This is a genomic window from Thioalkalivibrio sp. ALE14 (genome assembly GCF_000376845.1).
In the GTDB taxonomy this organism is placed as follows: domain Bacteria; phylum Pseudomonadota; class Gammaproteobacteria; order Ectothiorhodospirales; family Ectothiorhodospiraceae; genus Thioalkalivibrio.
In genome coordinates, this window is the sequence record NZ_AQXY01000018.1 from 1 (window position 1) to 21,400 (window position 21,400).

Consider the following 21,400-nt stretch of genomic DNA (forward strand, 5'->3'; position numbering starts at 1 on the left):
GCTGCGCGGGCCGGGGTTTCCCTCGCTCCGAGGCTTTTCGCGGGCGGCGCTGAACTCGCTACGCCTTCGGCTCCGCTCAGACATCCAGCGCCTCTCCTCCCGCGAAAAGCCTCTCCACTCGGCGCGACGACAACGGGGAGGGAGGTCAAGACAACGGCTATCCCGTTGTTATTGCCAGTGGATGATGGCTAGGTCTTCGAACATCCTGGGCACGCTCGGCCTGCGGCCGTTGCGTGCCGCGCCCGCGTAGCGGGCGCCGGGGGCGTTCAGGTCGCGATGCCTGTGGTCAGGCAGCAGTGCGGGGATACCGCCTGTTTGGACCTGCCCATCCCGATATGAGCCCCTTGCGGAGGGCGTGCCAGGCCGGAGACAAGGCGCTGGATGTCTGAGCGAAGCGCAGCGTAGCGAGTTCAGCGCCGCCGGCCTGGTGCGTCCGGAGCAAGGTCCCCGGGCGAATTGCGGGTGTCCTTCTTTGGGTCCTTTCTTGGACAAGCAAGAAAGGACCTCGCGGCGCGCTGGCGAGTCAGCGCCTGGCAGGCGGCCGGACGAAGGCACGTAAACACCCGATGCGGAACCAGAACCAGCCACAACAAGGAAGACGGCCGGACGTAGGGCGAGTGCCCGGAGGGTGGCGCGCGGTAGCAGCCGGGTCAGGCGGGGCAGGGCGTCTGCCAGGTGGTGACGCGGGCCGGATCGCCCCCGGTGTCGTCCAGGCGCGCGAGAGTCATGCAGTTGCCCCAGACACAGCCACTGTCCAGCGCCAGCCAGTCCGCCCCCACCCGATGGCCGAGCGCCGCCCAGTGGCCAAACACGATCGGATGCCCGGCCGCCGCGCGGTCCGGCATCCGGAACCAGGGCGTAAGGTCGGGAGAGGCCTCCTCGGGCGGCCCGTTGCCGCTGAACTCCAGGGCCCCGTCCTCGGCGAGGTAGCGCATGCGGGTGAAGGCGTTGACGCTGTAGCGCAGGCGATCAAAGCCCTCGAGACCGCGGCTCCACTGCGCCGGCTCGTTGCCGAACATGACCTCCAGAAAGGCGCATCGGCGAGACGGGTCGCTCAGTTCGGCCTCGACCCGCCGCGCCTCGGCCTGCGCGGTATCCAGGTCCCAGGCGGGCGGGATCCCGGCGTGTACCATCGTCCAGCCGCTGGCCGCGTCGGAATGCATCAACGGGCGCCGCGCCAGCCAGTCCAGTAACTCGCCGGCGTCCGGGGCGTCCAGCACCGCGCGCAGGGTGTCCTTGCCGCCGGGCGTGCGTACGCCCTGGGCGGTGGCGAGCAGGTGGAGGTCATGGTTGCCGAGAACCGTCGTGGCGGCATCGCCCAGAGCCATGACCCGGCGCAGGCAGCCCAGCGAATCGGGCCCCCGGTTGACCAGGTCGCCGACCAGCCAGAGGTGATCCACTGCCGGGTCGAACCGGACCTGCTCCAGAAGCCGGTCCAGCGGGGCCAGGCAGCCCTGGAGATCGCCAACGGCGTACAGTGCCATCGTGTCCGTCCGACCTAGTGCAGGGTGCGCGGGACGGAGAGGGTGAACGGCGGGATCGGCGCGTCGAAGGTGTTGCCGCGTTCGTCGCGCATGCCGTAGGTGCCCTCCATGGTGCCCACCGGGGTCTCGATGACGGTGCCGCTGGTGTATTCGAAGCTGTCACCGGGCTCGATGCTCGGCTGTTCGCCGACTACGCCCTCGCCGCGGACCTCCTGGGTCTGGTCGCGTCCGTCGCGGATGATCCAGTGGCGGTTGAGCAGCTGTACGGTCAGCGCTCCCGCGTTGCGGATTACCACGTGATAGGCGAACACGTAGCGATCGTCATCCGGCTCGGACTGGTCTTCCACATAGGCGGTGGAGACCTCGATCTCGATGGTATGGGCTTCGGCGTCGTGCTCTTGGGGCTGATTCATGCGGTTGGGGCTCCGGGTTCGTGAGCGGGAAACGCCTGTGCGCGGGCCGCCCCGGCTCAGGGTTTCACGGACCGGCTGGCGCAGACGGCTGCGCCGAGCAGGCCCGGTTCGGGATGCATGATAAGGGCCACGGGCAATTGCTCAAGCAGGTGGGTCATCGGTGGGCGATTACGGAAGGCGCTGCGAAAGCGCGGCCCACGAAAGGTGTCGACCCAGCGTGGGGCGATGCCGCCGGCCAGGTACACCCCGCCGGTGGGCAGGGCGGTCAGGGCCATATCCGCCAGCTGGCCGGCATAGAGGCCCACGAAACGCTCGATTACGGCCGCGGCGGCGGGGTTGCCGGCGTGCGCCAGTTCGCCGATGGCGGCAGCGGGATCCGGGGTGCCCAGGGCCTTTGCCAGATCCGGGTCCGGCTGCCGGTCCAGTTCGAAGTGGCCGATACGGGCGATCCCGCGCCCGCTCAGCAGGTGCTCGCGCGTGCAGTATCCCAGTTCGCGGGCGACGAAGTCGGCCAGCGCGGCCTCTTCCGGCCCGCTGGGCGAGAAGCGGGCGTGGCCGCCTTCCCCGGGGTAGATGGTGGTGGCCCCGGGAGGCCCCACCAGGCAGGTGCCCAGGCCGGTGCCGGCCCCCACGACCAGGCGCAGCCCGGCCGGGTCGGGCGTGGCCGCCTGCAGGGTCTCGCAGTCGCCGGGCTGCAGGGCGTCGAGGCTGGCCCCGATGGCGGCGAAGTCGTTGACCAGGGTGACCGGCATGTCCAGGCGCTCGGCCAGGGCGGCCGCTTCCAGCGGTGGCCAGCTCAGGTTGGTGAGGCGTGCCCGGCCCTGATGCACGGGCCCGGCGACCGCGAGACCGGCGGCCGCGAAGGCATCCACCGTCGCAACCTCGGCACGCCATCGCTCGAGGATGCTGGCGAGGTCCGGATGCTCGCGGCTGGGGTAGCGCCGGGTGTCGTGCAGGGACCAGCCATCCGCTTCGCGGTGGGCGCGGGCGACGCGAGTATTGGTTCCGCCGACATCGGCAACGATCAGGTCCATGGGGTCATGGTAGCCGATCGGGGGCGCCGGCTGTTCAGTTGACCGCGTCGTGCAGGCGCCGGGCCAGGGCCTCGAACCCGCCGATGTCGATGTTCTCGGGGCGTTCTCCCGGATCCAGGCCGGCGGCCTCGAGGTCGGCGATCTCGGCCAGGCCGGAGAGTCCGCGGCGCAGCGTCTTGCGGCGGCTGGAGAACGCCTGGTTGACCACCCGGGCGAAGGTCGGGTACAGCGCGGGCGCGACCCGTGGCTCGGCCAGGGGCGTGATGCGCACCACGCTGGAGTAGACCTTGGGCGGGGGGTGGAAGGCCCCGGGCGGCACGGTGAACAGGGCCGTCGCCGAGGCGCGGGCGGCCAGCATCACGGTCAGGCGTCCGTAGCGCTTGCTGCCGGGCACGGCGGTCATGCGCTCGACGACCTCGCGTTGCAGCAGGAAGTGCATGTCGCGGATCGCGCCGACTTGCTCCAGAAGGTGGAACATCAGTGGCGTAGAGATGTTGTAGGGCAGGTTGCCGACCACGCGCCAGCCCCGCTCGGGCAGTGCGCCGAGTTCGGCCAGCTGCATGTCGAGGGCGTCGCCGACGTGCAGCTCCAGGCGCTCCGGCGGGAAACCGGCGCGCAGCCCGGCGGCCAGGTCGCGGTCGATCTCCACCGCCACCAGGTGGTCCAGGCGTTCCAGCAGCGCGGCGGTCAGGGCCCCGCGGCCGGGGCCGATCTCGAGCACTGCGTCCCCTGGCTGCGGGTCGATCGCCGCGACGATGCGCGCGAGGACGCCGGTATCGTGGAGAAAGTTCTGGCCGAAGCGCTTGCGGATCGGCGACGAGGTCTTGATGCGGGTCATGCCCTGGTGGTGCTCCGGCGGGCGGCGGCGCGGGCCGCAAGCGTCTCGGCCAGGCGCTCGGCGGCCTGGAAGCTGCCGACCTCGGCGCGCCCCGTGCCGGCCAGGTCGAGTGCCGTGCCGTGGTCCACCGAGGTGCGGATGAAGGGCAGGCCCAGGGTGACGTTGATCGCGCCGCCGAAGCCAGAGTGCTTGAGGACCGGAAGCCCCTGGTCGTGATACATGGCCAGTACCGCGTCGACGCCTTCGAGCGCGCGCGGGGTGAATGCGGTGTCGGCCGGGAGCGGGCCGCGCAGGTGCATGCCGGCCTCCCGCAGGCGATCCAGGGTGGGGCCGATGATCTCGATCTCCTCGTGTCCGAGGACGCCGTCCTCGCCGGCATGCGGGTTCAGGCCGCAGACCGCGATCACGGGTTCCGCGATGCCGAAGTCGCGCCGCAGGTCGTGGTGGAGGACGCGGGTCACGGCCTCCAGGCGTTCGGGCGTAATGGCGTCGGGGACCGCGCGCAGGGGCAGGTGAGTGGTGACCAGCGCGACCCGCAGGCCCTCGGTGGCCAGCATCATCACCGGCGTCAAAGCCCCGGCGCGTTCGGCCAGCCACTCGGTGTGCCCGCTGAACGCGATCCCGGCGCGGTTGATCACGCCCTTGTGGACCGGGCCGGTGACCATGGCCTCGAAGCGGCCGTCCAGACAGCCGTCGGCGGCCGTGGCCAGCAGGTCCAGCACGTGTTCGGCATTGGCGGGGTCCAGGGTGCCCGCGACCACCGGGGCCGCTACGGGCACCGGAAGGATCTCCAGGGTGTGGGCCGGAGTGGCCTCGCGCGGGCGTTCCGGGTCGAAGTGCACCAGGCGCAGGGACTCGCCGAGCTGGCGGGCACGGGCCTCCAGGACGCCGGGATCGGCGATCGCGACACGCTGGGCCTGGCCGCGCTGCCGGGCCATGGCGATCAGGAGATCGGGCCCGATCCCGGCGGGATCACCGGCGGTCAGGGCCAGGCGCGGGACCGGGTGGGCCCCGCGCGGATCAGGAGCCGAAGCCGTCAACCCGGTATTCGACATAGGCCTCGTCCCGCAGGCGGCGCAGCCACAGCTCGAGCTCTTCCTCGCGCTTGCGGTTCTGCAGGATCTCGCGGGCGCGGGCCCGGATCTGCTCGCGCGAGGTGTCCACCTCGCGGCGCTCCAGGACCTCGATGATGTGCCAGCCGAACTGGCTCTCTACCGGCTCGCTGACCACGCCCGGCTCCAGCGCCTGCATGGCCTCCTCGAAGGCGGGTACCAGCTCGCCCGGGCTGACCCAGCCGAGGGCGCCGCCCTGGGCGGCCGAGCCGGGATCGTCCGAGTTGGCGCGCGCCAGGTCCTCGAAGCTCGCGCCCTCGCGGATGCGGTTGTACAGGGACTGGGCCTGGCGGCGGGCGTCCTCGTCGCTGCGCACCTGGTCCGGACTGATCAGGATGTGGCGCACGCGGGTCTGCTGCACGCGGGTCTGGTCACCGCCCTCGCGGTCCAGCAGCTTCATGATGTGGAAACCGCTGGGCGAGCGCAGGACCTCGCTGACCTCGCCGGTGCGCATCAGCACGGCCTCGCGGGCGAATACCGTGGGGATCTCGCCGGCGGAGCGCCAGCCGAGATCGCCGCCTTCCAGGGCGTGGGGCCCTTCCGATTCGCTGATGGCAACGGTGGCGAAGTCCTCGCCCTCGCGCACCCGCTGGCGCAGTGCCTGAGCCTTTTCGCGGGCCTCGGCGATCTGCCCGGCATCGGCGCCCTGCGGCAGGGCCACCATGATCTGTGCGATGCGGTAGCGCACGCCGCGGTCGATGGCGCCGCTCTCGGAGGCGATCAGGTCGGCGATCTCCTGGTCGGAGACGCGGACGCGCTGGTCCACCTGGCGGCGCTGCAGCTGGTTAACGGTCAGCTCGTGGCGGATCTGCTCGCGAAAGGCATTGAAGTCCACGCCATCCTGCATCAGCGCCCGGCGCAGCTGCGGCAGGGTCATGCGGTTCTCGCGGGCGATGTTCTCCATCGCGCGGTTCAGGGTCATCTCGTCGATGTTGATGCCGACGCGCTCGGCCTCCTGCAGCTGCACGCGCTCGACGATCAGGCGCTCCATCACCTGGCGCGCGAGCGTGTCCTGATCCGGTGGGCGGTTGCCGCGCTCCATCATTTGCTGGGCGACCAGGTTCATGCGCTCCACCAGCTCGCGCTGGGTGATCACGTCGTCGCCGACGACCGCCAGGATGCGGTCGGTGAAGCGGTCGCCCTCGGGGGTAATGGGGGCGGCCGGGGCCCCGCTGTCGCGGGCGGCACCGGGCGTGACCGGGGCCTCGACCGCGCCCTGCGAGAGACCGCCAGTCGCGGGCCCGCTGGTCTGGGCCATGGCCGGCAGGCCGATGCCGTACAGCAGGACGGCCAGCAGCGGCAGCAAGGTGCGGGCCTTGCCGCGGCGGCGTTGTTCAGGGACGTGCGTCATATCCGGCAATACCCTCGCGCAATAGCGAATCCACACCGGAATCGAACCGTGCCAGGCCGTCCAGTGTGAGTTGGAAATAGATCGAGTTGTCGTAGGTCTCGTCGAAGGCGTACGCGCGGCGCGCCACCACGCGGATACCATAGCAGCAACTACGATACTGAAGCCCGGCCAGAAGTTCGAGGTCGCGCTCTTCCTGCAGGCTGTAGTTCCAGCGACCGATGGCGTCGATGCGCTCGGTGACCGGCCACATCACGGAGACATCGGTCTGGTCGATGGAGCGCGCGCCGGCCTCGCGCTGGCGATAGCCCAGGTTGATCCGGGCGCGTTCGCTGGGGCTGTAGCCGACCGAGACCGCCGCCAGGGTGGTCTCGCCGGCGTCCTGGTTGTAGAGGATGGAACCGCGCCCGCTCCAGGCGTCGCCGATGCGCACGCGTCCCTCCAGCGCGAGGTCCGATCGCGAGTCGGTCAGCGGGTCCTGTCCCGGGCTCCGGCGGACCTCGCGGTCCTCGAGGTAGTGGATCTGGCCGACGGACAGGCTCAGGCGTTCGCGGCCGGTCTGCTGGTCGAAGATGCGGGTGGTCAGGGCGGTGGTGACCTGGTGGGTGTCGCCCACGCGGTCGGCGCCGACGAAGCGGTCCAGGCTGAACAGGTTGTCGAAGCTGAAGTCGGCCTCGCCGGTATCGAAAATCGGGATGTCGTCCTGGTTCCGGTAGGGCACGTAGCCGTAAAAGATGCGTGGCTCCACGGTCTGCAGGCGGCCATTGGCGATGGAACGTTCGAAGATCAGCCCGGTGTCGATGGAGGCGCGCGGCACGGTGCGGCTGATCGATTCCGGACGGTCGTCCTGGGCGCGGCGGTCCAGTTCGTAGCGGGTATGGCGGACCCCGGCGGCGGGTTCGAAGAAGAAGCCGCCGGTGTCATGGCGCCAGCGCACCTCGGGATTCAGGTCGAGGCGGGTGCCCAGCGGGCGCCCGGACTGGTCCTCGCTGCGCTCGAAGCGCACCAGCTCGGTGTCGAGGTCCCAGGACAGGCCGTGGCCCAGGTATTCCCCCGCCTCCAGGGTGATCTGCGGCAGGCGCTGGTAGGGCTCGCCGGCGGCGCTCAGCTCGGGGTCGACGATCTGGTAGTCCTCGATGCGCGTGCGCAGGCGGTAGGCGGGCTGGTTCCAGGTCAGATCGGCGGAGCGCCGCAGGAAGGGCGTGGAGCCTCCATAGCGGTCCGAGTTGCCGAAATCGAAGAAATATTCGCGGTCGGAGACGTCCGCGGCGTCGAGGCGCAGGTTCAGGTTAGAGGTGATCCGGGTCTGGTGGCGCCACTGGGCGAAGTGCCGGTCCTCGCCGGTTTCGCGGTCGTCCGGCAGGTAGCGCACGTCGAGTACGCCATTGTGCCGCGGCTGGAGGTAGCGGAACTCGGTGCCGAGCATCACGCCGCGGTCCTGCATGATGCGCGGCGTGAAGGTGGCGTCGTAGTTGGGCGCGATGTTCCAGTACCAGGGCGTCGCGAAATCGAACCCGGTGCGTCCGCCGGTGCCTGCGCTGGGCAGCAGGAAGCCACTCTTGCGGCGGTCGTCCAGCGGGAAGTTGATGTACGGGGTGTAGGCGATGGGTACGCCCTTGAAGCGAATCGTCGCGTTGCGGGCCACGCCCACGCCGGTCTCGCGATTGAGTTCCAGATCGCGGGTGCGCAGCCACCAGGAGTCGTTGCCGACCGGGCAGGTGGTGTATTCGGCATCCTCGAAGTCGTGAAGGTGCGGGGCCTGCTGAACGCCCAGCGCCGCGCTGCCCCGGGCCGGGATGGACTGCACCAGGAAATCGATTCTCCGGAACTCGCCGGTCTCGGCATCCAGGCGATACTCGCCGCCCTGGGTGTGCAGCAGCAGGTCCCCGTCGAACAGCCGGGTGTCGCCCTCGGTGCGGGCGGTGCCGGAGGCGCGATCGTATTCGAGGAAGTCGGTGTCCAGGCGCTGTCCGCCTTCGAACAGCTGGACGTTGCCCGAGGCCGATACGCGTTCGCCTTCGCGGCGAACGTGATCGGCATCAATCTCGGTCAGGCCACCCTTCAGGGTGCGCAGTTCGGGCCATTCGACGTCCGGGGCGAACTCGCATCCCGAAGGGCGTTCTTCCGCGGACAGCGCCAGCGGGAGCAGTGCGGCGGTCACCAGGCCAAGGCCCACCGCGATCTGCCGCGCGATCAGGCGAGGCCGCGGCACGGGGCTTGCGGGGCGGCGGCTCATCCCGGGTTCAGGACAGCATTTGGCGGATCTCGTCGAAGATCAGCTCGATGTCGCGGGTGCCATTGACGTGCCTGAGCAGGCCGTGACGATCGTAGTATTCGATCAGCGGCTGGGTCTGTTCCTCGTAGACCTTGAGGCGATTGACCACGGTCTCTTCGTTGTCGTCCGCGCGGTGGATCAGTTCGCCGCCGCACAGGTCGCACACGCCTTCCTTCTGTGGCGGGAAGGTATGGGTGTTGAATACCGCGCCGCAGTCCCCGCAGGAGACGCGGCCGGTCAGGCGCTGCTTGAGCTCCTCGAACGGGACGTCGATCTGGATCGCGCGGTCCAGCGGCGATTCGATGTCGGCCAGCATGGTGTCCAGGGCCTCGGCCTGGGCGACATTGCGCGGGAAGCCGTCGAGGATGAAGCCCTTCTGCGCATCGGGCTCCTGCAGGCGGTCGCGAATCAGGCCCAGGACCAGGTCATCGGGTACCAGATTACCGGACTCCATGGCGTCCTCGACTTGCTTCCCGAGTTCGGTCTGGGCGGCGACCGCAGCGCGGAGCAGGTCACCGGTGGAGATCTGGGGGATACCGAAGGTGGCGACCATTTTCTTGGCCTGGGTGCCCTTGCCGGACCCCGGTGCACCCATCAGGACGATGCGCATGATTCACTCCTGCTGCCCGGTGCCGCGCGCGAACCGCGGCACAAGCCGGGTATCGAGCGGCACGGTGAATGGCTCCGGTGAACGGTTGGCAGAAAACCAGCACAAACCGTTTCCCGAGCGCGGTCTTATACCGCCTGAGGCCGATGCGCCGCAACCGCGCGATCCCGCCGGTGTCTCCTGGGTCGGTCGGACGACGGGTGCCATTGCGGGGGCTCTCCCCTGTATAATCCAGCGCTCTTCAAAGCAATCGGAAACTACTCAAGCATGGACCTTAACCAGATCGAAGCCGGCAAGGATCTCCCCAACGACATCAACGTGGTGATCGAGATCCCCACCCAGGGCCAGCCCGTCAAGTACGAGATGGACAAGGACAGCGGCGCCCTGGTGGTCGATCGCTTCATGGCGGTCGCGATGTTCTACCCGTGCAACTACGGATTCATTCCGAACACGGAGTCGGAAGACGATGACCCGGTGGACGTGCTGGTCATCACCCCGGTGCCGCTTCTGCCGGGCTCGGTCGTGCGCTCGCGTCCGATCGGCATGCTGAAGATGACCGACGAGGCCGGGGTGGACGCGAAGATCCTGGCGGTGCCGGTGGACAAGCTGTGCACGCAGTCCAAGAGGTTCCAGGGCCCGGAAGACGTGCCGCAGGAATTGCTCGACTCGATCAAGCACTTCTTCGAGCGTTACAAGGAGCTGGAGAAGGGCAAGTGGGTCAAAGTGGAAGGCTGGGTTGGCGCCGAGGAAGCCAAGGCGGAGATTGTTGCCAGCTACAAGCGTTACCAGAAGAGCAAGATCTGACGCCGCGACGCGCTGCATGCAGCGGTCGGCAGGTGCCGGGCCGTCCCTGTGGGACGGTTCGGCTTTCGCGTGGGCGCTCGCCGGGCCGGGTCGTGGCGTCGTGACCTCCTGAGATGGCCGAACGCGACGCCTACGGCGAGGAACAGCAGGATCGCGAGCGTTTCGTTGTGCGCATCCTGCTGGCGCTGGTGGTGCTGGCGGCCATCCTGCTGGCGCTGGGCTGGCGGCTGTCGGGGCTGCAGGTGGGCGCGCATTCGCACTTCACCACGCTGTCGGAGAACAACCGCCTGCGGGTGGAGCCGATCGCCCCCACGCGGGGGGTTATCCGCGACCGCAATGGTGTCCTGCTGGCGGGGAATCGCGCGTCCTATCAGCTGGAGATCACCGTCGAGCAGGCGGGCAATCTCGATTCCCTGCTGGCCCGGCTGCGGGGGTATCTGGAGCTGAGCGAGGCGGATGTCGAGCGCTTTCGCCGCGGCGTGCGCCAGCGCCGGCCGTTCCAGCCGGTGCTGCTGAAGGCCGGGCTGGACGACGAAACGGTGGCGCGCATTGCGGTCTCGCGCCACGAGCTGCCAGGGGTCGAAATCGAGGCGCGCCCGCTGCGTTTCTACCCGCTTGGCTCCAAGTTCTCGCACGCGGTCGGCTACGTCGGGCGCATCAATCGGCAGGATCTGCAGCGGGTGGACGGAAGCGCCTATGCCGGCACCTCGCATATCGGCAAGAGTGGCATCGAGCGCTATTACGAGGAACTGCTCCACGGTCGGCCAGGTTATCGCCAGGTGGAGGTGAACGCCCAGGGCCGGGTGATCCGCGAGCTGTCGGTGACGCCGCCGCAACCGGGTACGGACCTGACCCTGACCCTGGACGTGAATCTCCAGCAGGCGGCCTATCGTGCGCTGGCCGGGCGGGATGGCGCCATTGTGGCCATCGATCCGGACAACGGGGAGGTGCTGGCGCTGGTCAGTGCCCCCGGTTTCGATCCCGAGGCCTTTGTCCACGGGATCTCGCAGGCCGATTTTGCCGCAGTGCGCGATGACAAGCGCCGGCCGCTGTTCAATCGTGCCCTGAGCGGCCAGTATCCGCCGGGTTCGACCGTCAAGCCGCTGGTGGCGCTGGCGGCGCTTGACGAAGAAGTCACGACTGCCGAGCGCGAGATGTTCGCCCGTGGGTATTACCAGCTTCCGGGGCACGAGCGGCGCTATCGTGACTGGCGTCGCGAGGGCCATGGCAGGGTGGACATGTCCCGCGCCATCGCGGTGTCCTCGGACGTCTATTTCTACGATCTGGCCCATACCATGGGGATTGATCGCATGGTGCCGATCCTGGGCGCGTTCGGGGTAGGGCAGCGCACCGGGATCGACTCCACCGGGGAGCGCTCCGGGATTCTGCCCAGTCGCGACTGGAAACGGGCCACGCATAACGAGGTCTGGTTCCCCGGCGAGACCCTGATTACCGCGATCGGTCAGGGCTACATGCTGTCCACGCCCCTGCAGATGGCCGATTTCACCGCGGCGCTGGCCGCCCGTGGCGAGCGCTACCAGCCGCATCTGCTGCGCGCGATGGATAACGGGACCGGGGAGCCGGAATATCCGCTGCCGGTGACACGCGAGCCGGTTGTCGTCGAAGAAAAGCACTGGGACGCGATCCACGGTTCCCTGGTGGAGGCGGTCAATGCCCGTCACGGGACCGCGTGGGGCAGTGTCGGCAGCACCCGTCCGGAATACACCATTGCCGGCAAGACCGGCACCTCGCAGGTGTTCAGCCTGGGCGAGGACGAGGAGTACGACGAGGAGGAGCTGGCCCGGCGCCTGTGGGATCATGCCCTGTTCGTGGGCTACGCCCCGGCCGAGGATCCGCGGATCGCCGTCGCGGTGCTGGTCGAGCACGGGGGCTCCGGCGGCCGGGTGGCCGCGCCCGTGGCTCGCCAGGTGATGGATGCCTATCTGCTGGAGGGGGCGGGTATGACCCTCGAGGCCTCGGAGGACGAATGATCAGCGTGACCGGCCGCGAGATGTCGATCAGCCAGTGGGTCCTGCGCAGCCTGCGCCTGGACAGCGTGCTGCTGGTGCTGCTGTCCATCCTGCTGCTGCTGGGGCTGGCCGTGCTGTTCAGTGCGTCCGGGGAGAGCGTGGTGGCGGTCGAGCGTCAGCTGATGCGCATCGGCCTGGGGGTGGTTGCGATGCTGCTGGTGGCCCAGATATCGCTGCATGGCCTGCGCGCGATCTCGCCGTGGCTGTTCGTGGCCGGGGTTTTGCTGTTGCTGGCGGTGATGTGGGTCGGCGATGTCGGCAAGGGTGCGCAGCGCTGGCTGGACCTCGGCTTCATGCGCTTTCAGCCCTCGGAGATCATGAAGCTGGCCGTGCCGATGATGGTGGCCTGGTATCTGTCGCTGCGCAGTGGGCGGCCCCGTTTCCGCGATCTTGTGGTGACCGCCGCGCTGATCCTGGTTCCGGTCTACCTGATCATGCAGCAGCCGGATCTCGGGACCTCGATGCTGGTCGGGGCCGCGGGCTTTCTGGTGATCTTCCTCGCGGGGCTTGGCTGGCGCTGGTTTGTCGGGCTCGGGGTGGCGGTCGCGGGTGCGGTCCCCATCCTGTGGTCACAGATGCTGGACTATCAGCGCCAGCGGGTGCTGACCCTGTTCAACCCGGAGTCCGATCCGCTGGGGGCCGGCTATCACATCATCCAGTCGAAGATCGCGATCGGCTCCGGCGGTCTGTACGGCAAGGGCTGGCTGAACGGGACCCAGTCGCAGCTCGAGTTCCTGCCGGAGCGCTCCACCGACTTCATTTTTGCGGTCTACGCCGAGGAATTCGGCTTTATCGGTGTCGCGCTGTTGCTGCTGCTGTATTTTGCGATTGTTGCGCGCGGGCTGTGGATCGCCGCGCTGGCACAAGACCGCTATGCCCGGTTGCTGGGCGGGAGTATCAGCCTGACCTTTGCGGTCTACATGGTAGTCAATATCGGCATGGTGACCGGCCTGTTGCCGGTGGTCGGCGTGCCGCTGCCCCTCGTCAGTTACGGGGGAACGTCTCTGGTGACCCTGATGGTCGCCTTCGGTATTCTCATGAGCATAGCCTCCCAGAAACGCCTGGTGAATCGATGACTCTGACCCTGAGCCCCGTATGGACCCGCCTGGCCCGTCCGTTCCTGATGCCGGTCGGACTGGCGCTGTCCCTGGTGGCCGTGTCGCTTCCGGTGGCGGCGGAAAGTGAATTCCGCGCCGGCGATCCGCCGTATCTCGAGCGCGACGAGGTCCAGGCCTTCATTGACGAGCAGGTGGAGGCCGGCCGCGAGCGCGAGGCCCTGGAGGCGATGTTTGCCGCGGCCGACCCGCAGCAGCGCATCCTCGACCTGATCTCGAGCCCAGCCGAGGCCCGGCCGTGGAAGGATTACCGTCCGATCTTCATCACCGATGCGCGCATCGAGCGCGGGCGCGAGTTCATGCAGGAGCACGAACTCTGGCTCCAGCGGGCCGAGGACCGCTTTGACGTGGAGCCGAAGATCATTGCCGCGATCATCGGGGTCGAGACCTACTACGGCCGCAACACCGGCGGCTTCCGCGTGTTCGATGCCCTGGTGACCCTGGGCTTTGACTACCCGCCCCGGTCGGATTTCTTCCGCCGCGAGCTGGGCGAATTCCTGACGCTGGTGGACGAGGAAGGCCTCGATCCGCGCGAGACGCGCGGCTCCTACGCCGGCGCCATGGGGCGTGGCCAGTTCATCTCGTCCAGCTATCGCCACTATGCGGTGGACTTCGACGGCTCCGGCCAGCGCGACTTGCTGAATTCCTGGCCGGACGCGATCGGGTCGGTGGCCAACTACTTCCGCGAGCACCACTGGAACCACCGCGAGCCGGTGGTGGCGCAGGCCCGGGTCGAGGGCGATGCCCACGAGGCGCTGATCAGCCGCAACTACCAGGCCCGCTTCGGTCTGGACGAACTGGCCGAACACGGCATCTACCCGGACGAGGCCGTGGACGAGGATGGCCAGTACTCGTTCATCCGCCTCGAGGGTGAGGATGGCTACGAGTACTATCTGGGGTATCCCAATTTCTACGTGATTACCCGCTACAACCGGAGCCCGCTGTATGCAATGGCCGTCCATCAGCTGGCCGAGGCGCTGGCGGAATAACCCACGCCGGGCGGGTGCGGGCTGCGCCGCGTTCGCGGCTTCGCTGGCGCTGATTCTGGCGGGTTGTTCGTCCACGCCCGACCGCGAGGCCGACCCGGATCGCCCGCTGGGCGATGCCGCGTATGACAGCTACCCCGACCCTGCGGATGTGCCACAGGATCTGGCCCTGATCCCGGAACCGGAACCGCGCGACGAGCCGCCCAGCCGCTACGGCAATCCGCCCGAGTACGAGGTCTTCGGTCAGCGCTATCGCACCCTGCGGACGAGCGACGGCTTCGAGGAAGAGGGCTACGCGTCCTGGTATGGAACCAAGTTTCACGGGCGGCGCACTTCCAGCGGGGAACCGTATGACATGTACGCGATGACCGCGGCCCACAAGTCGCTGCCGCTGCCGAGCTACGTCGAGGTCACCAACCTGGACAACGACAAGCGGGTGGTCGTGCGGGTGAACGATCGCGGGCCGTTCGTCGACGGGCGCATCATCGATCTTTCCTACGCCGCCGCCCATCGCATCGACATGACCGATGCCGGGGTGGCGCGCGTGCGCATCCGGTCGGTGGGTCCGGGCGATACAGCACCGGCGCGGGTGGCGGAGGCACCGGAGCCTGCACCGCTCGAGGTGGCCGCAGCGCCCCGGCCGGAGGCCGCGGCCGAGCCGCAGGATGCCGCGCCGGCCGCGGCCCGTTCCAATGGCGAGGCGGCCGGGCCCGGGCGTTTCGTGCAGGTCGGTGCGTTTGCCGAACGCCATTCGGCCGAGCAGGTGCGCGAGGATCTGCGTGCGCTCGGGTTCGAGCCGGTGCGGATCTCCAGCGTCGAGCGCGACAACGGGGCGGAACTGCATCGCGTGCGCATCGGCCCGCTGCCCGACGGCGATGCGGTCCGCTCGATTACCGATCGTCTGCAAGGCGCGGCGCATGTGGATTACCGCGTGGTGAACGACGCGCCGTAGTCGCCCTTGTTCCCGTTGTTGTCCGGCCCGTTCCGGGCCCCAGTTCTGCTATCGTAGACCGGTCCTTCAGGAGGTCCTTCCCAATCATGAATTCGTCCGTCCGCACCCCGTTTCTGCCGCTGTTGATGGCCTGCCTGCCGGTGATCCTGGCGCTCGTGCTCGCGCTGGTTCCAGCGCAGGCGCAGGAGTCGGAGTTGCCCGTGGCCGGCACCGGCGCCAGCGTGCCTGGCGGCATCCCGCGGCCGCCCTCGGACGTGACGGCGGCGAGTTATGTGCTGATGGATTTCGACTCCGGCCTGTTGCTCGCCAGCCGGGACCCGCTGGTGGAACGCGAGCCGGCCAGCCTGACCAAGCTGATGACCGCGTACACGGTGTTCGGCGAGATCACCGACGGCCGCATGGCGCTGGATGACGTGGTCACGGTGAGTGAACGCGCCTGGCGGACCGGGATGACCGGGGCATCGCGCATGTTTATCGAGGTCGGCGAGGAGGTCGCGGTCGAGGACCTGCTGCGCGGGATGATCGTTCAGTCGGGCAACGATGCCTCCACCGCCCTGGCCGAGCATGTCGCCGGCTCCGAAGGGGCCTTCGTCGACATGATGAATTCCCAGGCCCGCGAACTGGGGATGCGCCAGTCCTACTTTGCCAACCCGCACGGGCTGCCCTCCGACGAGCGGCAGTACACCACCGCGCAGGACATGGCGCTGCTCGCTCGGGCCCTGATCCGGGACTTTCCGGATCTCTACGGCTACTACAGCGAACGCTCCTTCGAGTACAACGACATCTCGCAGAGCAATCGCAACATGCTGCTGTGGCGCGATGCCGGATTCGACGGCCTGAAGACCGGCTGGACCTCGAGCGCGGGCTACAATCTGGTCTCGTCCGCCAAGCGCAACGACCGCCGGCTGGTGGCAGTGGTCATGGGTATCGAGGCAGCCGATCATCAGCAGGGCGGCACGCGCCGTGCGAACGAATCCCAGGCGCTGGTGAACTGGGGCATGCGGTTTACCGCCACCCGCAAGGTATTTGATGGCGGGCACGAGCTGGGAACGCCACGGATCTACCGCGGGGCACAGACCGAGGTGGCCGTGGGCCTGGCCGAGGACTTCTGGGTCATGGTCCCGCCGGGGCGCGAGGAGGATCTGGATGCCTCGATGGAGGTGAACCAGCCCCTGGAGGCGCCGCTCGCCGCAGGCGATGCAGTGGGCGAGGTCGTGGTGCGCCTGAATGGCGAGGTCATCCGGACCCAGCCGCTGGTCGCGTTGCAGCCGGTGGAGCAGGGCGGTCTGGTCCGTCGCCTTTGGGATGGCGCGGCCCTGGGTATCCAGGCGGCCTGGCCGTTCTGAACTGCGGGTTACCCGTGAGCATTGCCTATTTCAACGGGGACTACCTGCCGCTGGAGCAGGTGCGGATCTCGCCGCTGGACCGCGGCTTCCTGTTCGGGGACTCGGTCTACGAGGTCATCCCCAGCTATGCCGGCGAGTTTTTCCTGCTGCCCGACCATCTCGAGCGGCTGGCGCGGTCCCTGGCGGCCATCCGCATCCCCAACCCGTTCGATCGTGAGGGGTGGAGCGCGGTGCTGGCGGAGCTGCTGGCGCGCAATGCCGATCCCGCGACACCCGATCTCGGGGTCTACCTGCAGGTGACTCGTGGCGTGGCCCCGCGCGACCATGCCTTCCCCTCGGATACACGGCCGACCGTCCTGGCGATGGTCAGCCCGATCCGTCCCCTCCCCGACACCATCCGCGCGGAGGGTGTGGCGGCCGTGACGGCCGAGGACCGCCGCTGGGGGCACTGCGACATCAAGGCCACCACGTTGCTGGCCAATGTCTTGAATCGCCAGGATGCGACCGAACAGGGCGCCGCCGAGGCCATCCTGTTGCGGGACGGCCAGCTGACCGAGGGCGCGGCAAGCAATGTCTTCGTGATCCTGGATGGACAGGTGCTGACCCCGCCGCTGGATACGTCGGTGCTGCCGGGCGTGACCCGCTTGCGGGTGCTCGACCTGGCGCGCGAGCTGGGTTATCCGGTAGAGGAGCGCGCGGTCAGCGCGGACGAGCTGGCCCGGGCCGGGGAGATATGGCTGACCAGTTCGACGCGCGAGATCCTCCCGGTCACGCGCCTGGATGACTGCGCCGTGGGCACGGGCCAACCCGGACCGGTATGGCGGGCCGTGCACGCTGCCTACCAGGCGGCCAAGCCCGGTGCGCATGGTGCGCATGTGCGTGAACCCCTGCAGTCCGGAGGTGCCGCATGAGCGATCGCGAGACCCTGATCGAGTTTCCCTGCCGTTTTCCGGTGAAGGTGATGGGTGACGCCCACCCGGAGCTGATGGAAGCGGTCGAGGGCTGTGTGGCGGAACATCTCGACGCCGAGGACGCGGTGATCCAGCAGCGCGCCTCGCGCGCCGGCCGCTTTGTCGGCATCACCATCACCTTCACCGCGACCAGCCAGGAACAACTGGACGCCTTCTACCGGTCCCTGGGCCGTTGCGACCGGGTGCGCATGATCCTGTGACGCCTGGGCGGGTCGAGGTACGCGAACTCGGGCTGCAGCCCTACGTCCCGGTATGGCAGGCGATGCAGCTCCACGGGCGCGAGCGCGGGGCCGCTGACCCCGACGCCCTGTGGTGCGTGCAGCACCCCCCGGTCTTCACCCAGGGGCGCAATGGCCGCCCCGAACACCTGCTCGATCCCGGGGCCGTGCCGGTGGTGGCGATCGACCGCGGCGGGCAGATCACCTATCACGGGCCCGGCCAACTCGTCATCTACACTCTGCTGGATCTCAGGCGGCTCGGGATTGGCGTGCGGCGTCTGGTCGAGTGCCTGGAACAGGCCATCATCGAGACGCTCGCCCAATGGGGTATCGCGGCCGAACGTCGGGCGAATGCGCCCGGCGTCTATGTCGGGCACGCAAAGATCGCGGCACTCGGCTTGCGGGTGCGGCATGCCCGCAGCATCCATGGCCTCGCCCTGAACGTTGCGCCGCTGCTGGCGCCGTTTGCGCGGATCAACCCCTGTGGCTATGCGGGCCTGGCGACCACTTCCATGCAGGCGCTCCTGGCCGGGCCGGTCGCAATCGACCGCGTTCGCGACGCGCTCCTGGCGAATCTCGCCGCACAGCTATTCCCGGACCGGGATTCTCCATTCCTGCATGAGCCGGCGCTGCCAGCCGAGCTGGTGCGGGTCCAGGCCCTGGGGCGTTGCCCGGCGCCGTAACACGTCGCCCGCGTTTCCGAAGGCTGGCCATGCCCTAGCCTTTGGAGCTTTTCGTGCCGCCTGCCTGGTTGTGGCTGGTCCCGGTTCGTCGTCCGGTGTTTACGGTGCCTTCGTCGAGCCGCCTGCCACGCGCTCTCTCGCGAGCGCACCGCGAGGCACTTCTTTGCTCGTGCAAAGAAGTGCCCAAGAAACACGCCCGACTGCCGCGACCCCGGCCCGCTGCGCGGGCCGGGGTTTCCCTCGCTCCGAGGCTTTTCGCGGGCGGCGCTGAACTCGCTACGCCTGCGGCTCCGCTCAGACATCCAGCGCCTCTCCTCCCGCGAAAAGCCTCTCCACTCGGCGCGACGACAATGGGGGGTTCAAGGTCAAAACAACGGCGATTCACACGTGCATGCCAATAGATGAAGGCTGGGTCTTCCGGCATCTGGGCACGCTCGGCCTGCGGCCGTTGCGTGCCGCGCCCGCGCTGCGGGCGCCGGGGGCTTTCGGGCGGCGATGCCTATGGTTAGGCGGAAGCGTGGGGATACGGTCGGTTTTGACCTTCGCCTCCCGTATGAAGCCCCTCGCGGAGGGCGTGATGGGCCGGAAGAAGGCGCTGGATGTCTGAGCGAAGCCGCAGGCGTAGCGAGTTCAGCGCCGCCGGCCCAGCACGTCCGGAGCGAGGTTCCCGGGCGGAATCCGGGTGTCCTTCTTTGGGTCCTTTCTTGGACAAGCAAGAAAGGACCTCGGGGCGCGCTGGCGAGTCAGCGCTCGGCAGTATGTGGACCGGAGCTACCGTAAACACCGAAGGACGAACCGGGACCAGCCACAACCAGGCAGACGGCGAGTCCAAGCCCCCAGAAACAACCGATGATCAACCCGGCCTGGTTACTGGGCGCCTTGGCGCGGACCCGTGAACGTCCGAAGCCACCCGGACGCGCAACGGACGCGTTGCCCGGCACGGCCTGCCCGGGGCGGGTCAGGCGGTTTCGAGGCCCTGGGCCTGGAGGTCGGCGTGATAGGACGAGCGGACCATCGGACCGCTGGCCACCTGCTTGAAGCCCATCTCGCGCGCCCGCTCGCCCAGCTCGTCGAACTCCTCGGGCGCGAGGAAGCGCGTGACCGGCAGGTGATGGCGCGACGGCTGCAGGTACTGCCCCAGGGTCAGCATGTCGCAACCGTGATCGCGCAGGTCCTGCAGGACCTCCAGCAACTCCTCGCGGGTCTCGCCCAGGCCCAGCATCAGGCCGGACTTCGTGGGGACGCCGGGATGCTGCTCGCGGAACTGCCGGAGGAGCTCCAGCGACCAGGCATAGTCGGCCCCGGGGCGCGCCTCGCGGTACAGCCGCGGGACGGTCTCCAGGTTGTGGTTGAAGACGTCCGGCGGCGCCTGGTGCATGATCTCCAGCGCGCGGTCCATGCGCCCGCGGAAATCGGGCACGAGGATCTCGACCCTGGTGTCCGGGTTCCGGCTGCGGACCTCGCGGATGCAGTCGACGAAATGACCGGCACCGCCATCGCGCAGGTCGTCGCGATCCACCGAGGTGATGACGACGTAGTTCAGTCCCAGGGCCTGGATGGTCTCGGCCAGGTGGCGCGGTTCGTCGGCGTCCAGGGCCTCGGGGCGGCCGTGGGCGACGTCACAGAACGGGCAGCGCCGGGTGCAGATGTCGCCCATGATCATGAAGGTGGCGGTGCCGTGGGCGAAGCATTCGCCCAGGTTGGGGCAGCTCGCTTCCTCGCAGACGGTGTGCAGCTTCTGTTCGCGCAGGATGCCCTTGATGCGCTGCACTTCGGGGCGCGCCTGGCTTTGGGCGCGAATCCACTTCGGCTTGCGCTGCGGGCGTTCGGTCGGGTTGATCTTGACCGGGATGCGGGCAACCTTGTCGGCGGCGCGCTGCTTCTCTCCGGGCTGGGGGCGGGTGCGTGTATCCATGGACCTTCCCTGAATCTCTCTGGCGGCCGGGGTACAGCCGGCCGGCGTGGGGCGATACCGGGTCAGGCGACCTGACGGATCAGTGCCTCGACTTCCTGCCGCGCGGTCTCGATGGACGGCAGGCTGCCATCCTCGTCGAGGATGAAGCCGAGCCGTTCCAAGGCGCGCAGATCGGCAAGCGGGATGCGGTCGGCGAGCGGGTCGTCCTCGGCATCCCGCGGGCACGCGGCACGGGCGATCCGCACGATGTCCGTCAGGACCGGGGCCTCGGGGTTTTCCGGGCCGCCGGAATCGCGAATAGCGTCGATGATATCGGATGCCAGATCCCATTGCTGAGCAACCAGTTCGCCGATCAGGCCTTCCAGCCGGAACAGTACGCGCTCGACCTCTTCCGGCGTACGCCCCGGATGGGAGCGGGCGATCTCGGCGATTACGGGCAGGGCCCCCACCCGATGCAGCAGGCCGGCGAGCAGGGCGGTCTGTGGATCGACCGCCTCGCACTGGTCGGCCAGCACGCAGCTGATCGCCGCGATGCGGGCAGAGCGGCGCCAGAGGCGTTCGAGCAGATCGTGGTAGGGACTGTCGCGATGAATGAAGACCTGGTGCATCGCCAGGGCCATCACCAGCTGGCGGGTGCGCTCGAGCCCCAGGCGCGCAACCGCGTCCTGCAGGCGGGCGACCTCGCGGCGGCTCCCCATGGCGGGACTGTTGGCCACGCTCAGCAGGCGCCCGGCAACGCTCGGGTCTTCCTCGATGATGCGGGTGGCCTCGGCGATCGAGACATCCGGATCCTTCAATGCCTGCTGCAGGTGCAGCGCGACCTCGGGGAGCTGGGGCAGAGCGAGTTCGCCCGAGTAGGCATGGGTGTAGATGCTGCCGAACAGCTCACCCTCGAGGTCGGACAGTTCGATCTCGCTGACTTCCACGCTGTCCTGTCCGCCGCCGTCCACCAGCGTCTCGAAGACCTTGCGGTCCAGCATTGCCAGGGTCGCGCGCGTCGCGGCGATTGCGTGGCTGTGGTAGTCGTGGGGTTCGAACAGCGGATTGAGGGCCTCGCTGGAGTCGCCTTTCAGCATGACCGAGTTGCGGCCGCTGGCCAGGATCATGCGGCCCTCTAGCAGGAAGATCATGCTGCGGAATTCGTCCCGCGCATGCAGCTTGAAGCCCGGGTCCACCGTCATGGTGCGGGCATGCTGCAGCAGCTTGTTGCGGGCGCGTTCGCTCAGCTCGGCGAACGGACGCAACTGGGGAAGGCGTTCCTCGATCACC

General features: G+C 68.6%; 20 protein-coding genes and 1 pseudogene. 11 read left to right on the top strand and 10 right to left on the bottom strand.

Annotation, left to right across the window (positions count from 1 at the left end):
• Positions 1 to 181: 181 nt before the first annotated feature.
• Positions 182 to 389 (top strand): annotated as a pseudogene (locus F572_RS15870) (hypothetical protein).
• A 261-nt stretch (positions 390 to 650) separates the two neighbouring features.
• Here F572_RS15870 and F572_RS0101775 read toward each other — a convergent pair.
• From F572_RS0101775 to F572_RS0101810, 8 genes are read right to left on the bottom strand one after another with little or no spacing between them, the layout of a single operon-like run.
• Positions 651 to 1,484 (bottom strand): symmetrical bis(5'-nucleosyl)-tetraphosphatase, encoded by an 834-nt coding sequence (locus F572_RS0101775; RefSeq protein ID WP_017940522.1) that lies wholly within the window; start codon positions 1,482 to 1,484, stop codon positions 651 to 653.
• Positions 1,485 to 1,498: 14 nt separating this feature from the next.
• Entirely contained in the window at positions 1,499 to 1,897 is a 399-nt protein-coding gene (apaG, locus tag F572_RS0101780) for a Co2+/Mg2+ efflux protein ApaG (RefSeq protein ID WP_017940523.1), read from the bottom strand.
• 56 nt (positions 1,898 to 1,953) lie between these two features.
• Positions 1,954 to 2,931 carry a glucokinase gene (locus F572_RS0101785; protein ID WP_017940524.1) on the bottom strand — a complete coding sequence of 326 codons (978 nt, stop codon included), beginning with the start codon at positions 2,929 to 2,931 and terminating at the stop codon, positions 1,954 to 1,956.
• 34 nt (positions 2,932 to 2,965) lie between these two features.
• The gene (rsmA, locus tag F572_RS0101790; protein ID WP_017940525.1) at positions 2,966 to 3,769 is read right to left on the bottom strand and encodes a 16S rRNA (adenine(1518)-N(6)/adenine(1519)-N(6))-dimethyltransferase RsmA; all 804 of its coding nucleotides are present in this window, start codon (positions 3,767 to 3,769) and stop codon (positions 2,966 to 2,968) included.
• On the bottom strand, positions 3,766 to 4,824 hold the full coding sequence (pdxA, locus tag F572_RS0101795) for a 4-hydroxythreonine-4-phosphate dehydrogenase PdxA (protein WP_017940526.1): 1,059 nt from the start codon (positions 4,822 to 4,824) through the stop codon (positions 3,766 to 3,768). The genes rsmA and pdxA overlap by 4 nt, the downstream gene beginning before the upstream one ends.
• Entirely contained in the window at positions 4,790 to 6,232 is a 1,443-nt protein-coding gene (locus F572_RS0101800; protein WP_017940527.1) for a peptidylprolyl isomerase, read from the bottom strand. The genes pdxA and F572_RS0101800 overlap by 35 nt, the downstream gene beginning before the upstream one ends.
• The gene (locus tag F572_RS0101805) at positions 6,216 to 8,465 is read right to left on the bottom strand and encodes an LPS-assembly protein LptD (RefSeq protein WP_017940528.1); all 2,250 of its coding nucleotides are present in this window, start codon (positions 8,463 to 8,465) and stop codon (positions 6,216 to 6,218) included. The genes F572_RS0101800 and F572_RS0101805 overlap by 17 nt, the downstream gene beginning before the upstream one ends.
• A 7-nt stretch (positions 8,466 to 8,472) precedes the next feature.
• Positions 8,473 to 9,114, bottom strand: a complete 642-nt coding sequence (locus tag F572_RS0101810) for an adenylate kinase (RefSeq protein WP_017940529.1) — start codon at positions 9,112 to 9,114, stop codon at positions 8,473 to 8,475.
• 264 nt (positions 9,115 to 9,378) lie between these two features.
• On the opposite strand from F572_RS0101810, the gene ppa reads away from it, so the two are divergent.
• The 10 genes from ppa (at position 9,379) to F572_RS15875 (ending at position 18,823) form a co-directional block, all read left to right on the top strand.
• Positions 9,379 to 9,915 carry an inorganic diphosphatase gene (gene ppa, locus F572_RS0101815; protein WP_017940530.1) on the top strand — a complete coding sequence of 179 codons (537 nt, stop codon included), beginning with the start codon at positions 9,379 to 9,381 and terminating at the stop codon, positions 9,913 to 9,915.
• A gap of 113 nt (positions 9,916 to 10,028) precedes the next feature.
• Positions 10,029 to 11,906: a penicillin-binding protein 2 gene (mrdA, locus tag F572_RS0101820; protein ID WP_017940531.1), complete on the top strand. Its 1,878-nt coding sequence runs from the start codon at positions 10,029 to 10,031 to the stop codon at positions 11,904 to 11,906.
• A complete protein-coding gene (rodA, locus tag F572_RS0101825; protein ID WP_017940532.1) occupies positions 11,903 to 13,021 on the top strand; it encodes a rod shape-determining protein RodA in 1,119 nt (372 codons plus the stop codon). The genes mrdA and rodA overlap by 4 nt, the downstream gene beginning before the upstream one ends.
• The gene (mltB, locus tag F572_RS0101830; RefSeq protein ID WP_017940533.1) at positions 13,018 to 14,049 is read left to right on the top strand and encodes a lytic murein transglycosylase B; all 1,032 of its coding nucleotides are present in this window, start codon (positions 13,018 to 13,020) and stop codon (positions 14,047 to 14,049) included. The genes rodA and mltB overlap by 4 nt, the downstream gene beginning before the upstream one ends.
• Positions 14,006 to 14,998, top strand: coding sequence for a septal ring lytic transglycosylase RlpA family protein (locus tag F572_RS0101835; RefSeq protein WP_017940534.1), 993 nt, complete (start codon positions 14,006 to 14,008; stop codon positions 14,996 to 14,998). Before mltB ends, F572_RS0101835 begins: the two co-directional genes overlap by 44 nt.
• Positions 14,999 to 15,084: 86 nt before the next feature.
• Positions 15,085 to 16,344: a D-alanyl-D-alanine carboxypeptidase family protein gene (locus F572_RS0101840; RefSeq protein ID WP_017940535.1), complete on the top strand. Its 1,260-nt coding sequence runs from the start codon at positions 15,085 to 15,087 to the stop codon at positions 16,342 to 16,344.
• Positions 16,345 to 16,358: 14 nt separating this feature from the next.
• Positions 16,359 to 17,255 (top strand): D-amino acid aminotransferase, encoded by an 897-nt coding sequence (locus F572_RS0101845; RefSeq protein WP_017940536.1) that lies wholly within the window; start codon positions 16,359 to 16,361, stop codon positions 17,253 to 17,255.
• Positions 17,252 to 17,515 carry a YbeD family protein gene (locus F572_RS0101850; RefSeq protein ID WP_017940537.1) on the top strand — a complete coding sequence of 88 codons (264 nt, stop codon included), beginning with the start codon at positions 17,252 to 17,254 and terminating at the stop codon, positions 17,513 to 17,515. Before F572_RS0101845 ends, F572_RS0101850 begins: the two co-directional genes overlap by 4 nt.
• Complete coding sequence (lipB, locus tag F572_RS0101855) at positions 17,512 to 18,216, top strand: lipoyl(octanoyl) transferase LipB (protein WP_017940538.1); 705 nt, start codon at positions 17,512 to 17,514, stop codon at positions 18,214 to 18,216. Before F572_RS0101850 ends, lipB begins: the two co-directional genes overlap by 4 nt.
• 391 nt (positions 18,217 to 18,607) lie before the next feature.
• Complete coding sequence (locus F572_RS15875) at positions 18,608 to 18,823, top strand: hypothetical protein (RefSeq protein ID WP_081601993.1); 216 nt, start codon at positions 18,608 to 18,610, stop codon at positions 18,821 to 18,823.
• 351 nt (positions 18,824 to 19,174) lie between these two features.
• On the opposite strand, the gene lipA is transcribed toward F572_RS15875, so the two are convergent.
• Positions 19,175 to 20,131 carry a lipoyl synthase gene (lipA, locus tag F572_RS0101860; RefSeq protein ID WP_017940943.1) on the bottom strand — a complete coding sequence of 319 codons (957 nt, stop codon included), beginning with the start codon at positions 20,129 to 20,131 and terminating at the stop codon, positions 19,175 to 19,177.
• Between the two features lie 62 nt (positions 20,132 to 20,193).
• Positions 20,194 to 21,399 (bottom strand): HDOD domain-containing protein, encoded by a 1,206-nt coding sequence (locus F572_RS0101865; RefSeq protein ID WP_017940944.1) that lies wholly within the window; start codon positions 21,397 to 21,399, stop codon positions 20,194 to 20,196.
• Position 21,400 lies beyond the last annotated feature (1 nt).

Coding starts and splice junctions, on each gene's coding strand:
- rodA (WP_017940532.1), top strand. CDS start 11,903: ATGATCAGCGTGACCGGCCGCGAGATGTCGATCAGCCAGTGGGTCCTG.
- rsmA (WP_017940525.1), bottom strand. CDS start 3,769: ATGACCCGCATCAAGACCTCGTCGCCGATCCGCAAGCGCTTCGGCCAG.
- F572_RS15875 (WP_081601993.1), top strand. CDS start 18,608: ATGCCAATAGATGAAGGCTGGGTCTTCCGGCATCTGGGCACGCTCGGC.
- F572_RS0101810 (WP_017940529.1), bottom strand. CDS start 9,114: ATGCGCATCGTCCTGATGGGTGCACCGGGGTCCGGCAAGGGCACCCAG.
- F572_RS0101805 (WP_017940528.1), bottom strand. CDS start 8,465: ATGAGCCGCCGCCCCGCAAGCCCCGTGCCGCGGCCTCGCCTGATCGCG.
- F572_RS0101850 (WP_017940537.1), top strand. CDS start 17,252: ATGAGCGATCGCGAGACCCTGATCGAGTTTCCCTGCCGTTTTCCGGTG.
- lipA (WP_017940943.1), bottom strand. CDS start 20,131: ATGGATACACGCACCCGCCCCCAGCCCGGAGAGAAGCAGCGCGCCGCC.
- F572_RS0101800 (WP_017940527.1), bottom strand. CDS start 6,232: ATGACGCACGTCCCTGAACAACGCCGCCGCGGCAAGGCCCGCACCTTG.
- mrdA (WP_017940531.1), top strand. CDS start 10,029: ATGGCCGAACGCGACGCCTACGGCGAGGAACAGCAGGATCGCGAGCGT.
- F572_RS0101785 (WP_017940524.1), bottom strand. CDS start 2,931: ATGGACCTGATCGTTGCCGATGTCGGCGGAACCAATACTCGCGTCGCC.
- F572_RS0101835 (WP_017940534.1), top strand. CDS start 14,006: ATGCAATGGCCGTCCATCAGCTGGCCGAGGCGCTGGCGGAATAACCCA.
- ppa (WP_017940530.1), top strand. CDS start 9,379: ATGGACCTTAACCAGATCGAAGCCGGCAAGGATCTCCCCAACGACATC.
- F572_RS0101775 (WP_017940522.1), bottom strand. CDS start 1,484: ATGGCACTGTACGCCGTTGGCGATCTCCAGGGCTGCCTGGCCCCGCTG.
- mltB (WP_017940533.1), top strand. CDS start 13,018: ATGACTCTGACCCTGAGCCCCGTATGGACCCGCCTGGCCCGTCCGTTC.
- pdxA (WP_017940526.1), bottom strand. CDS start 4,824: ATGTCGAATACCGGGTTGACGGCTTCGGCTCCTGATCCGCGCGGGGCC.
- F572_RS0101840 (WP_017940535.1), top strand. CDS start 15,085: ATGAATTCGTCCGTCCGCACCCCGTTTCTGCCGCTGTTGATGGCCTGC.
- apaG (WP_017940523.1), bottom strand. CDS start 1,897: ATGAATCAGCCCCAAGAGCACGACGCCGAAGCCCATACCATCGAGATC.